The 12219-nt window shown below is 48.5% G+C and carries 12 protein-coding genes and 1 pseudogene; 6 read left to right on the top strand and 7 right to left on the bottom strand.

Translation table 11 applies throughout. From position 1 onward, the window contains the following. The first annotated feature begins 471 nt into the window (after window positions 1-471). From IX315_RS03395 to IX315_RS03385, 4 genes and pseudogenes are all read left to right on the top strand, one after another. The gene (locus tag IX315_RS03395) at window positions 472-1536 is read left to right on the top strand and encodes a tyrosine-protein phosphatase (protein ID WP_244973082.1); all 1065 of its coding nucleotides are present in this window, start codon (window positions 472-474) and stop codon (window positions 1534-1536) included. A gap of 73 nt (window positions 1537-1609) precedes the next feature. Beyond that, a complete protein-coding gene (locus tag IX315_RS09730; protein WP_244973081.1) occupies window positions 1610-1756 on the top strand; it encodes a hypothetical protein in 147 nt (48 codons plus the stop codon). Then, a complete protein-coding gene (locus IX315_RS09725) occupies window positions 1756-2010 on the top strand; it encodes a LexA family protein (protein WP_244973080.1) in 255 nt (84 codons plus the stop codon). Before IX315_RS09730 ends, IX315_RS09725 begins: the two co-directional genes overlap by 1 nt. A 9-nt stretch (window positions 2011-2019) precedes the next feature. Beyond that, window positions 2020-2145 (top strand): annotated as a pseudogene (locus IX315_RS03385) (Y-family DNA polymerase); the annotation flags it as partial. Window positions 2146-2467: 322 nt separating this feature from the next. On the opposite strand, the gene IX315_RS03380 reads toward IX315_RS03385, so the two are convergent. The 6 genes from IX315_RS03380 to mazG are packed head-to-tail and all read right to left on the bottom strand — an operon-like array spanning window position 2468 to window position 9061. Next, entirely contained in the window at window positions 2468-3826 is a 1359-nt protein-coding gene (locus IX315_RS03380; RefSeq protein ID WP_211642485.1) for a TolC family protein, read from the bottom strand. Between the two features lie 3 nt (window positions 3827-3829). After that, a complete protein-coding gene (locus IX315_RS03375) occupies window positions 3830-4954 on the bottom strand; it encodes an efflux RND transporter periplasmic adaptor subunit (protein ID WP_018357807.1) in 1125 nt (374 codons plus the stop codon). Window positions 4955-4982: 28 nt separating this feature from the next. Then, entirely contained in the window at window positions 4983-6245 is a 1263-nt protein-coding gene (locus tag IX315_RS03370) for an ABC transporter permease (RefSeq protein ID WP_018357806.1), read from the bottom strand. 13 nt (window positions 6246-6258) lie between these two features. After that, complete coding sequence (locus IX315_RS03365; protein ID WP_018357805.1) at window positions 6259-7548, bottom strand: ABC transporter permease; 1290 nt, start codon at window positions 7546-7548, stop codon at window positions 6259-6261. After that, window positions 7548-8237: an ABC transporter ATP-binding protein gene (locus tag IX315_RS03360; RefSeq protein ID WP_018357804.1), complete on the bottom strand. Its 690-nt coding sequence runs from the start codon at window positions 8235-8237 to the stop codon at window positions 7548-7550. Before IX315_RS03360 ends, IX315_RS03365 begins: the two co-directional genes overlap by 1 nt. 23 nt (window positions 8238-8260) lie before the next feature. Continuing rightward, on the bottom strand, window positions 8261-9061 hold the full coding sequence (mazG, locus tag IX315_RS03355) for a nucleoside triphosphate pyrophosphohydrolase (protein WP_211637677.1): 801 nt from the start codon (window positions 9059-9061) through the stop codon (window positions 8261-8263). A gap of 596 nt (window positions 9062-9657) precedes the next feature. Between mazG and IX315_RS03350 the strand changes: the two genes are divergently transcribed. Beyond that, window positions 9658-10110: a hypothetical protein gene (locus tag IX315_RS03350; RefSeq protein ID WP_134852622.1), complete on the top strand. Its 453-nt coding sequence runs from the start codon at window positions 9658-9660 to the stop codon at window positions 10108-10110. 150 nt (window positions 10111-10260) lie between these two features. Continuing rightward, window positions 10261-10986 carry a CPBP family intramembrane glutamic endopeptidase gene (locus tag IX315_RS03345; RefSeq protein WP_026215527.1) on the top strand — a complete coding sequence of 242 codons (726 nt, stop codon included), beginning with the start codon at window positions 10261-10263 and terminating at the stop codon, window positions 10984-10986. Window positions 10987-11273: 287 nt separating this feature from the next. Here the strand turns inward: IX315_RS03345 and IX315_RS03340 are convergent, their stop codons facing one another. Then, window positions 11274-12218 (bottom strand): PorV/PorQ family protein, encoded by a 945-nt coding sequence (locus IX315_RS03340; RefSeq protein ID WP_026215565.1) that lies wholly within the window; start codon window positions 12216-12218, stop codon window positions 11274-11276. Window position 12219 lies beyond the last annotated feature (1 nt).

Below are 12219 nucleotides of genomic sequence, written 5' to 3'. Positions count from 1 at the left end.
TATCTTAATTTAGTACCCCAAATCTAAATTGGAAACTTGAGTTACCCTAAGTAGAGAGTGTTGTACGGTGGCGAACTACTGCGTTACTTTCGACATTCGGCTTCGGTCACGTACGTGAGTACGCTCCCGTCAGCCTAAGTCTCAGTGCCTTGTATTTCACCACCGTGCAACGTCTAAGCCGATTTGCAAGCAAATCGGCGAGAATGGCACTTCGTGCAACATTCTCAAGTAATGGTTGAGAGGATCCCATTGGGGGGGGCGATGGGATAGGCTGCCGTTCCGCTGAATCTCGTCTTTTTCTAGAGAATCCTCACGCACACCAACCTGAGTGATTAGATTATTTAACCTATGAGATAGCCCCCATTCCACCCGTTTTTCTATATTTGTAACATTAAGTGATAGGCGACGAGAGGAAGCTTACCCCCTTGGCGCCACGATTGCACAATGCTAAGATATAAAGACCCTATATATATGCGCAAAGGTTTATATCCATATACCATCCTACTCCTACTGGTACTGCTTACCGCTTCGTGCGCCAAGCAGGCGTACTATATAGATACCCATACCCGACAGGATAAGGAGGGCGATTACCTGATACAGTGGCAGGTGTACCCTGGGATGGACGGGCAAGTAGCCATCTATGCCTCGTCTGATGCCAACCAGTATCCCGATAAGCCCTACACCGTAGAGCAGATAGCAGCGGCACAATACCGCTACAATACCGAAGGGGGCAACCACACCTACTTCCTCCTTGTGTTCAATAACCGTGATATGCGTGTAGTGACCACGCGCACCATCCCCACCATAGGCATCCTCAACCTCCGCGACATTGGCGGCTACATGACCTACAATGGCGATCAAGTACGCTGGGGCATGATCTACCGCTCGGGCGACCTCTGGCGGAGCTTCGAGCAAGATGTGCCTGCCATTGCTGGGCTGGGGATACGCACTCAGTATGCGCTCTCTCCCTCACGTATCTCCGACCAATTGCCCAAGATACCTATCTCGGGGATGGAGCAAGTATACATAGGACCCGATAAGGTCATCGACTTCCAGCACATCATAGATGACATCTACGACGGGCACAGTAGCGAGCTTGAGATAGAGCACATGCACCGAGATATATTGGAGAACATCGCTTTTGCGAACCCCAACCAGCTCCGCATGCTCTTCGATAGCTTCCTAGACCCAGCCAATTATCCTATCCTAATCAGTGACGACCTAGGGAAGGATAGGGTCGCCTTTGTGACCCTCCTCCTGCATTATATACTAGGCGTAAGCAAGAGCGACGCCATCAGCGATTATGTCCTCTCCAATGACAACCTCCCGGTGTCGCGCATAGAGCCGAACGGATTTACACAGTCCTCCAAGGTGCAAGAAGCCCTCACGGAGTACTTCCGTTGTACCCCACGGCAAGTGAATGAGATTATCGATGAGATAGAAGAGCGCTACGGCACTATCGATGCCTACCTCTCCGACTTCCTCCACTTCGATACAAAAAAACAAGAGAAGCTCCGCACCATCCTCCTCTACTAAGCTCTAGAGCAATGGCAAAACAGATGGATAAATCACTGGACTTCTATGCTATTCGCGAGGGGTTTATTCCGAAGTGCCCTGCCTTCAGGAGGGGCTCTTTGCAGGCTTCCCCTCTCCTGCTGAAGACTACAATGTAGAGACGATAGACCTCACTGCCGAACTGATAAAGCACCCCCAATACCACCTTTATGGCTCGTGTGGTAGGGGACTCCATGATTGATGCCGATATATGAGGGGGATATCATCATCGTGGATAGGTCACTGGAGTTTAAGCAAAACGATGTGGCGGTCTGCTTCATCAATGGGGAGTTCAATATCAAGTACATAGAAAAGAGCCCAGAGGGCGAGCTATACCTCGTCTCTGCCAATGACAAGTACCCCAAGATAAAGGTAGAGCCCGAAGACCACTTCACGCTCTGGGGTGTGGCCACTTATGTTATCCACCAGCCCAATCCCCGCAATCGCCATAGATAGTAACGACCTATGTATGGGCTTATCGATTGTAACAACTTCTATGTGAGCTGTGAGCACCTCTTCCGCCCCCAGCTCAATGGGCGCCCTGTGGTTGTCCTCTCTAATAACGATGGCTGTGTTGTCTCCCGCTCCAATCGGAGAGGATACAGGTACCTATAGTCACCTCGGTTGAGGACGAAGCCCGAGACCGTGGGCCGGGAGATACGCAAAACGATGTCCCCCTCCCTCCCCACGCAGAGCGTGGGGAGGGAGGGGAGAAGGGGGAGGGGGCACACCTTGTCCACGCCCTCCATTAGCCCCGAAACCTAAACAGAAGGTAGCCCATAGGCAAGGGGCTGTTCTCCGTTGCTCATCTAGCCTACCTGACGTTCAAGCCCCCTTGCCTATGGGCTACCTTCGGTTTAGGGGGGTTGGGGGCTTGTACGTCATGTGAGCAAGGGGGCTTTCAGGTTGGAGGTTACCAATCGCTACGGATAACTCCTGTGTGGAAGTAGGTGAGGTTGATGGTACGGAGCAAGCGGTTATAGATCGCCTGCAGGTAGGAGGCTTGCGCTTGGAGGCGTCTATTCTTAGACTGCTCCCACTCGTAGGTACCAATGCGGCCTGCTGTGTACTGAGTATCTGCCACCTCTAGGGCACGGGTAGAGAGGGCAAGGCTCTCACGAGCCACACGGTACTGTTCGTCCGCCTTCTCCAGATCCGTGCGCGCCAGCAACACATTGCGGTCATCGTTGATACGCTTCTGTACCAGCTGACTCCTCAAATTGGCTTGCTGTAGTTCGGCTACACGTATCTGACGGCGCACCTGTCCCCTATTATAAATAGGGATACTGAGCGAAAGCCCTACGAAATAGCGCCCATTATCCTTCAGCTGATTTTGGAAAGGCTGGTTGAGCATCTTATTTTTCTCTCCAAAGGTATAATAATAGCCATTGGAGTAGCCACCGCTAAGCGATAGCGAAGGCCATAGAGCGCTCTTTGCTATCTTCACATCGTAGTCCGAGAGCTCCAGCTCCTTCTCGAGCTTAGCTGTAGCTGGTAGTACCCAAGCTGCGTCCACCTGCCTTGGCGTTGTCTGCTCTAGTTTGGCAATCACCTCCTCGGGTGTTAGCTCCACGAAGTCTATCTCGTTCTCCGACATCTTATTGGGGTCAAAGCCCATATCGAGTAGCAAGATACGAGTAGCGCGCACCACATCGGCAGCCGTCTCTGTTACCGCCAATTGGTCTCTACCCAACTGACTCTCAATATCTATCTGCTGAGCCGCAGCGGCGCGCCCTACCTCCACTTGCTTCTTAATCTCATCCAGATGCTTCTGCGTGAGTGCAAGGTTCTCCACAGCTGTAGCCGCCAATTGCTTCGCCAGCATCAGCTGGATATAGCTCTGGGTTACCGTGAGGGCGATATTATCCTCCACATCTCGCACTATATAGTCACCTGTGGCGCGTGCGGCATCGCTCTTTTTGAGCTGGTACCACCGCTGACCGCCATTGAATATAGGCACATCTACGCCTAGCGAAAAGGAGGTATTGGCACTTGAAGTATTGGTATAGACGAAGTCACGCCCTTGGGAGCGACCGAAAGAGAAGTTCTGCCCTATCTGAGCATTGAGGCTTGGCAAGAAAGCGGAACGAGCTGCTTGGTAGTCTATCTGGAGCATCTCCAGCTGGGCAGGGAGCGGGAGGAGTAGCGGGCTATTCTCCTGAGCGTAGGCAATACACTCAGCGAGATTCATCTGTATCAGTGATAGCTTCTGCTGTGCCGATGCACTAAGGGCTACGATCGATAGGGCGATCCAAAGGAATATCTTTTTCATCTCTTAATTGACACCTAAACGATTACCACGAAGCTGCTCCGTACCTTTGAGACCGCTCTTGACCTCCACCTTGAGACCATCGGAGATACCTAGGGTCACCTCCTGCTCCGTGAAGTCTTGTTCGGTATTACCTCCACCCTGGGAGACATAGACATACGCCTTATCGCCACGATAGGTGACCGCACTCTCAGGAATCGTCATCACACCCGAAGCCTTCTGTAGTACCACCTCGGCATTGGCACTGAAGCCAGCCTTGATACCATCGAGATTGTCATTGGCGAGCGCTGCTTTTACCTCGAAGAGGATGGTACCGCTCTTATCCACACCCTTAGGAGATACATACTCAATAGTGGCGTGGAAAGTACGCCCTTTCAGTGCCCCTACATGGATCAATACCTCAGCCCCTGGGCGCACCTTATTCACCTCGCTTTCGTTCACATTACCCACGAAGAGGAGGTCGTTGAGGTCGGCGATAGAGACTATAGTAGTACCCTCATTGAAGGAGTTCGCCTGAATCACCGTATTACCCACCTTTACCGGCTGCTCTAGGATAGTACCGCTTACAGTAGCACGCACTAGAGTATTATTTTTCTGTGCCGTACGCGAACTACTACCCGTAGAGACCAGCTGTAGGCTCTCCTCGGCTATATTGAGTTCGATCTCGGCATTCTTGAGGTTCGCCTCGCTGGTCTCGTATTGCTCACGAGGCAGAATCTCCTGCTCAAATAGCACCTTGTCGCGCTCAAATACCTCCTGAGATTGCTTCAGTCGAACACGTGCGCTCTCTACACGAGATGCCGCATTCTGAATGGTAGATACATCGGGGACAATGCTGAGCCTTGCCACTAGGTCGCCGGCATTCACATAGTCGCCAGGGAGGTGGAGGAGCTCCGAGATGATACCATTCATCTCCGGCTTCACCTTGACTTCATCGCGCGCCTCGATAGCGCCGGTAAGCACGGTACTCATCACCACCGAGTCGGTAGCCACAGGGCTTACCAGTTCGTAGGCATTGCCCTTGTCCCGCCCCTTGCTCACTACTTGGGCAATCACCACAATTGCCACCACCGCAAGGAGCCCCCATAGGATCCACTTGCCTATCTTCTTGCCTTTCTTCTCTTTTGCCATAATACTATATATGATTCTATGTTAACTTTTATTCGTCCCTTATCGCATCTATTGCTTTTATCTCTAGCGCCTTGTACACCGGCAAAAGCCCAGCCAGCACTCCGGCAACGATCATAATGATTACAGAGATCGTGAGTGTCTGTACATCGGGATAAGGGCGCAACACAAATTGCCCTATCTTAGTAGACTCTGTAATCGTACCGAAGAGGAGCGATACCAGCATCCCCAAAAAGATACCCACCGACCCAGCTATCAAGATGATCAATAGCGCCTCTGCCATAAACTGCGAACGGATGTCCTGTGGCTTGGCACCTATAGCTCTACGCACACCTATCTCTCTCTGTCGCTCTCGCACGGTGACAAGAAGGATATTGCTCACACTGATGACGCCAGTGATAAGGGTACCCATACCTACGATCCATATCAAGAGATTGATACCCTTGCTAATCATCCCGAATATCTTATTGAAGAGCTCCATACCCATAGGGATGATAGACTGCTCGTCCTGGGGATTAAGGTTTTGTCGCCGAGCGATAATCTGATAAACCTCCTTCCCTGCTTCCTTGGCGGTGACACCGTCGAGCATATTGCCTGCAAGATAAACTTCCTTATTGACATCGGTACCAATTACATTGCTCAGTGGCACCTCGACACAATACCGAGCATTGAAGCCGAAGGAGAAGTTATCGCTATACTGCTTCACCACGCCTACCACCTTATAGGCGACGCCATTGAGGGTAACAATAGTGCCCACCATATCGGCAGGACTATCGGGGTAAAACTTCTCCGCCAGATATTCTCCTACTGTGCACACCATTGCCCCTTGCTCCATCTCTTGGCGCTGCATAGGGCGCCCATAGATAGCGATATGCTCCTCTATTGAGGTATAGTAGTTGGGATTAAGTCCCACCACTGTAGTCTGGCGGCTACGACCATTGGCAACCACCTGAGTATTTCCCCACTCACCCATAGAGGTATAGCAAGAGATAGACTTCAGGAGCTTAGCACGTGCGTCTATTGCCAGATAATCTTGGTAGGTAAGGGTAATCTTCCTATTCGCTTTGTAGCCCTGATACGGCATAGTGGTACGCCCGGGCAGGAAGAAAACACTATTGCTGGAGATAGCCTTTAGCTGCTCTGCGGTTGCATTGCCTAGTCCATTGCCCAAGCTCGTGAGCACCGTGAGGAAAAACATCCCCGCGAAGACCCCTAAGGAGGTAACGATGCTCCTCCGCTTATTACTCTTGAGTGTGTACCACAGCTCCTGCCACTGTTCTTTTCCGAATCTCATGATCTCTCTCTTACTACTTAGTATCTCGCATTGCCACTACTGCAGGTATCTTTATCGCCTTCTTAGCCGGACCATAGCCTGCCAATAACCCTGCCACCACCAGCACGATAAGTGCGCCAAAGGCAACGCCTAGATTGACCTCAGGGTGCTCAAATAGATTAAGGATCATCACATTATCGGGCGAGCTCCCCACGGGGATAGACTGTTGTCCCCAATGATTGACCGCAGCCAGATAGTCTAGAACATTGATAATTACAACACCAACTACCAATCCCACAAAACCTGCTACGATAGAGAGGAGTAGACTCTCGCCCAATACCAGTTGCATAATATCCTTGGGCTTGGCACCGATAGCCTTACGAATACCTATCTCTCTCATACGCTCTTGCACGGTCACGTGCATGATATTGGAGACACCTATAGTACCGATACTGAGGCTACCTACACCCATCACCCAGAGAAGGATTTGGAGACTGAGGAAGATCATGTCCATAGTCTTGGCTTGGTCGGCAGAGTTTTGCATATCCACTGCGAAAGCATCTGTAGGGTCTACCTTCGCAAGCTGCATCACCGTCTGCTTCATCTCATCGGTGAGCTGCTGCACTCGGCTTGCTTGCCCCACCTTGGGATAGATAGAGAAAGAAGTCATCTGCACCATTTGATTGGGATAAAGCCAAGCGTAGGTATTGAGTGGGATATAAACCGACCCATAGAAAGGTACTGCCGCTTTGACCACCCCTACCACCCTAAAGGTAGCGCCCATCATCGTAATTATCTTCCCTATGGGGTCTTCGCCTGCCTCGAAGAGCGAAGAGATATGCCCATCGGTGATGATCGCTACTCTAGCTCCATCTTCGTGCTCCTGGCGACTAAAGAAGCGCCCCTGCTGAAGCTCTAGCTTATTGAAGTTCTGCTCCGCCCAGCTCGTAGTATTGACCTGCATCGTTAGGCTCCCGAAGGTAGTACTCACCTCTTTGAAGTTGCTTAACGAAGGCTCTATCAGATCCACTCTATCACTGTAGACCCCCCGCAGATAGTCGAGCTGTTCAGGCTTTAGGAAAGGCTGACGATTGGCCTGATATCCAGCATAAGGCTTTTCGGTAAAGTAGAGGTTCATGGTCACTTTTATCTGATTGGCGCCACTCGACTCCACCATACCACGAATACCATTCTCCACTCCTTTCCCTGCGCCGAGCATCACTACGAGGATGATGATACCCCACGCTATGGAGAAGCCGGTAAGAAAGGTGCGGAGCTTGTTATTCTGTAGCGAATTGGCTAGCTCTTGGAAATACGCATTCATCACTCCTCCCCCACTATTAGTCCGTCCTTGATATGAATCGTACGCTGGCACTGCTCTGCCACCCCGGGCTCGTGGGTCACGATAAGCATGGTGAGACCTTGTTCCCTATTGATCTGCTTGAGTAGCTCCATCACCTCTATCGTCGTCTTGCTATCGAGAGCACCTGTCGGCTCATCGGCAAGTAGGATAGACGGCTTGGTGATGAGTGCTCGCGCCATGGAGACACGCTGTTTCTGACCGCCCGAAAGCTCATTGGGCAGGTGGTGAGCCCAAGGCAATAGACCTACACTATCGAGGTACTGCTCAGCAAGCGCATTACGCTCCTTCTGCGATACCCCTTGGTAGTAGAGCGGCAGTGCCACATTCTCTAGCGCCGTCTTGAAAGGAATCAGGTTGAAGCTCTGAAATACAAAGCCTATCTTCTTGCCTCTCATCTCGGCAGCAGAGTTTTCGTCCAGCTCCTGGATCAGGTCGCCATCGAGAATATATTCCCCTTCGTCGTAATCATCGAGGATACCTAGGATATTGAGAAGCGTAGACTTACCGCTACCGCTCGCCCCCATGAGGGCTACCATCTCCCCTTCGTACACCGTCATATCCACCCCTTTGAGCACGTGGAGGGGCTGAGCACCTGGATAGGTCTTATGAAGCGCTTTTACTTCGATTATTGCCTTACGCTGCTGATTCATTGTATCTATTAAATGTATCTATATTATTCACTCCTCTTGGCTTCGTTCCATAGGGCATCCATCTCGCCTAGCGTCATCTCCTTGAGTGACTTGCCAGCGGCTTTGGCGCGCTCTTCGATATAGCCAAAGCGACGGATAAACTTCTGATTGGTACGCTCCAGACTGGTATCGGGATCCACTCCGTAGAGGCGACCCATATTAATGAGACTGAAGAGGAAATCGCCTAGCTCGCCCTCCTTATGTGCCTGAGTGCCGTCACCCTCGATCTCTTGTCGAAGCTCCCGAAGCTCTTCCTCTACCTTGTCCCACACATCGGAGCGTTGCTCCCAGTCGAAACCCACATTGGCGGCTTTCTCCTGCACTCTGTACGCCTTTATCATAGAAGGCAAACCGCTGGGCACACCGGAGAGCACCGTCTTATTGCCCCCCTTCTCTTTGAGCTTGATCTGCTCCCAGTTTTGCTCCACATCGTGGGCGTCATTCACCTGAACGCTTCCGTAGATATGAGGGTGGCGGTAAATGAGCTTCTCGGCTTCGCCATGCGCTACACTTGCGATATCAAACGCCTCCTTTTCTTCGCCAATCTTGGCATAGAATAGCACATGAAGTAGTACATCTCCAAGCTCCTTGGAGATCTCACGGTCGTCTTCATGGAGCAAAGCCTCCGAAAGCTCAAATACCTCCTCTATTGTATTGGGACGAAGAGATAGATTGGTCTGCTTAGCATCCCAAGGACACTCTACCCTCAGGCGATCCAGCACATCCAGTAGGCGACCCAACGCCTCTAGCTTCTCCTCCCTCGTACTCTTCTTGTATGCACTCATATTAATTTATTCACTCAATTTATGTACTACTGTGATAGTACACCACAAATCTATAAAGTATTTCTCAAATAGCCAAATATTCCGACTGGTTTTTTCATAGTACCCTGTAACATTTTAAGTTAAAGCCCTCCACGCTCCCACAAAAATAGACATATCGCCCGACATAACCAACCAATCGCCCCTCACGAAATACCCTGTACCCTAACCCCCAAAATGAAATCGCCACCTTCCCCTCCCTAGAGTATCCAAAAGCCCTCGCCTGCGCCGCATCCACGGCTAGCGCGAGCAAGCAAATTTATTCCTAGAGATAAATAAATTTATTTGTACAGATAAATAAATTTATTCCTAGGAATAAATTTCACTGATATAGGGTATCACGAAAAGGATTGAGCGCTAGCAGTTTTGGGTAGTATTGTCAATGGAGCATGTTGCGCAAAGCAACATTTTCTTATTATTCGTCGAAATAGTCTTATGGTAGCACTTTAAAAAGTGGTTTATTGCGAGATTAATGTTTATTAATTTGTCATTCCTTGGTGTTTTTCTTAGAATTTGTATCTTTGTGCGAGTTAATATGAATTTATTTGAGCAAAAGGATAATGAAAAAGATTTTACTACTACAGTTGTTGCTGATGACAACACTCTTTGTTTCTTGTGTAGGGATGAAAGAAAGTCCCAAAGTTCAAGAAAAGCCATTCGACATCGTTCGAACCAAGTGGGAGGCAACCTATCGTTTTGATGAAAAGGATCCCAAGTCTGCTCTAGTGAGTGTGATTTACGATTTCAAGACTTCGACCGAAGTGGTCTTTGTGCACACAATCAAAGAGGGATCCGTAGACCCTGGGGAATTTCCAAATGAGCCAATTAATCTCTCCTATACCTATATCACTCCTACTCTAAAAATCCTCTCGGCTGATAAAAAGACCAGGACTGTCTATAAGGTTGACGAAAAGGCCGGTACTATGTCCATCGTGGGCGATGAGGTGCTCGATAATGGAAAGTGGGTTGAAGGTAAGGAAGGTTACAAGATTACTCTCCACCTAAAGAAGTAAGTTTTTAAAGTAATACACAATAAAGAGTATGAATACATGGTTGGGCGACTACGTCTTCTAGTATTTGCCCTTTCAAATCCTGATTGTCGTACGACGTATGTTTGTCGTGCGCATCAGGATTTGTTATTTTTACGTACGTAACACAACGACATGGATACATCATCATCTCCCAAAAGACTGCTCAGTCTCACTGACTATGGCGTCTTGTTTCTTATCTTTTTTGGATATTTCACTTTCACCTCTCTTCTGATGTTCTTTGGGACACCAGATCCTCAAGCTCCAAGTGCAGACTCTTTTACTGAGCAGCAAAATATCTTTTCTATTGTTTTGGAACTATCCTTTCTCTCTGTAGCAGGGTTGTACTTATGGTGGAGAAGATTCGATTTCTCAGCCCTTAGTTTTTCTGTGAAGTGGTATACTCTTCCCCTTATGCTTCTCCTTATAATAGTTGGAGGAGGTATTCTCGATGTTTGTCTTTACGGGTCTTATTGGATTAAGCATGGTGTCAATCCTCTGAAATACTTCCCTATTTGGTATTCTGATCCCAATGTTGATTACTTCGCTCACATAAATATTTGGCTAGTGCTATTTGCTCTACTTAATGGTTTTTTCGAAGAACTATTCTTTATGGGGCTTACATTTGCAGTAAATGCACAATATAGACTTGTTGCGATCATAGCAAGCATATTTATTCGATTTGGGTTTCATCTTTACCAGGGGGTACTTTCAGCATTCGGGATTGCACTTATGGGGGTTGTCTTTATCTGCATACGCCAAAAATTCACTTCTTTGGTTCCTTTTGTCCTAGTTCACTCTATTTTTGACATTTTTGGAACAGGTATATTACTATGGATATACTTGATTTTCTTTCGTTGAATAAAGGTATAATAGAGCTTGCTGAACCGATCTCAATAACCTTTCACACAATGAACTGAAGTTCTCTCAGTAAACAGCACGAGGGTGTGCCAAAAAATGTACTGGCACACCCTCGTTGTTGAATAATACTTCTTAAATTGTCACATCACCCTTGAGTGCTAACCCTTAGGCACAAAACAGCCTTTCATAAGACTCATTTAATGAGAATGTTGCACGAAGTGCCCATTCTCTTAATGGAGTTGGTTCCACAAAGGCTTGCTACATATCTTTGACAATGGACTATAAATTTAGAATGAGTATCCCACTCCTACAGTGAGTGCATCGACCCCTGCCAATTTAGATAGTCCATACTGATAACTAATGTCCGCTCGGATTCCTTTATAAAACCCTCCAATACCACAAGACAACTGGTTCAAATCTTTCTGTCCATAACGGTAGCCAATACGGGCAGAGATAAGGTTGTTAAAAGAATATTCAATACCACTGCTCACCAGCAGTAGTTGGGCATTCTTAGGAGTGAAATAGCGAGCACTTAAAGCCCAAGCTACCTGATGCTTAGGAGACAATGCCAACTGCCAGTCCCCTCCAAATTGGACTGAAGTAGGTAAGCTGTAAGGGATACCAGTATCACCATATTTAATGGGCTTACCTACGTCTTGTAGTCTTAAGCCTAAGGTAAGCAGCGTAGAAGTCTGGTTAATCTTAAATAGTTTTTGGTATCCTGCTCCCACAGAAAACCCAATTCCACTGGTGCTTCGTCCCATATCGCTTTTAAAGTAAGTGGTAGTGGCGTATGCAACTACCGATGGGATTACCTTAAACGCATATCCAAGATCTAAAGTCCACTCGAAAGGACGCACTACTCCCGCATCACCAGTAGTAGCAGTGATTGGGATCGTCTGTCCTCCTCTCCACCTACTTCCAAAGAGCAAAACACGATTCGGATCAAGTTCAATATTCGTGCCTAAGTTGAACTGCATTATCCTGCCTACCTCTACCGCTGGGAATATCTGGCTACTCAAGTCTATGCTCATCCTTTCATCCGAAAATACTGCAGCCGCAGGATTAGAATAAATATGCATCTGCTTTGTATCACCCAACATTGCTCCCCCTAGGGCTGTACTGCGAACATCCGGTGTAGACTCAAGAATGGGAAGTATACGCCCTTGAGAAAAGGCAAGAGTACTCGAAATGAAGGCTACGAAAACTGCTGATAATAATCTTATTCTCATG

The sequence above is a fragment of the Porphyromonas levii genome (genome assembly GCF_018206105.1).
In the GTDB taxonomy this organism is placed as follows: domain Bacteria; phylum Bacteroidota; class Bacteroidia; order Bacteroidales; family Porphyromonadaceae; genus Porphyromonas_A; species Porphyromonas_A levii.
The sequence above is the reverse complement of the archived record's forward strand: the minus strand, read 5'-3'. Positions and strand labels throughout refer to the sequence as shown.

What these genes read in the sequence shown, in the direction of transcription:
- IX315_RS03395 (WP_244973082.1), top strand. Translation starts at nt 472, where the DNA reads ATGCGCAAAGGTTTATATCCATATACCATCCTACTCCTACTGGTACTG.
- IX315_RS09725 (WP_244973080.1), top strand. Translation starts at nt 1,756, where the DNA reads ATGCCGATATATGAGGGGGATATCATCATCGTGGATAGGTCACTGGAG.
- IX315_RS03380 (WP_211642485.1), bottom strand. Translation starts at nt 3,826, where the DNA reads ATGAAAAAGATATTCCTTTGGATCGCCCTATCGATCGTAGCCCTTAGT.
- IX315_RS03375 (WP_018357807.1), bottom strand. Translation starts at nt 4,954, where the DNA reads ATGGCAAAAGAGAAGAAAGGCAAGAAGATAGGCAAGTGGATCCTATGG.
- IX315_RS03370 (WP_018357806.1), bottom strand. Translation starts at nt 6,245, where the DNA reads ATGAGATTCGGAAAAGAACAGTGGCAGGAGCTGTGGTACACACTCAAG.
- IX315_RS03365 (WP_018357805.1), bottom strand. Translation starts at nt 7,548, where the DNA reads ATGAATGCGTATTTCCAAGAGCTAGCCAATTCGCTACAGAATAACAAG.
- IX315_RS03360 (WP_018357804.1), bottom strand. Translation starts at nt 8,237, where the DNA reads ATGAATCAGCAGCGTAAGGCAATAATCGAAGTAAAAGCGCTTCATAAG.
- mazG (WP_211637677.1), bottom strand. Translation starts at nt 9,061, where the DNA reads ATGAGTGCATACAAGAAGAGTACGAGGGAGGAGAAGCTAGAGGCGTTG.
- IX315_RS03350 (WP_134852622.1), top strand. Translation starts at nt 9,658, where the DNA reads ATGAAAAAGATTTTACTACTACAGTTGTTGCTGATGACAACACTCTTT.
- IX315_RS03345 (WP_026215527.1), top strand. Translation starts at nt 10,261, where the DNA reads ATGGATACATCATCATCTCCCAAAAGACTGCTCAGTCTCACTGACTAT.
- IX315_RS03340 (WP_026215565.1), bottom strand. Translation starts at nt 12,218, where the DNA reads ATGAGAATAAGATTATTATCAGCAGTTTTCGTAGCCTTCATTTCGAGT.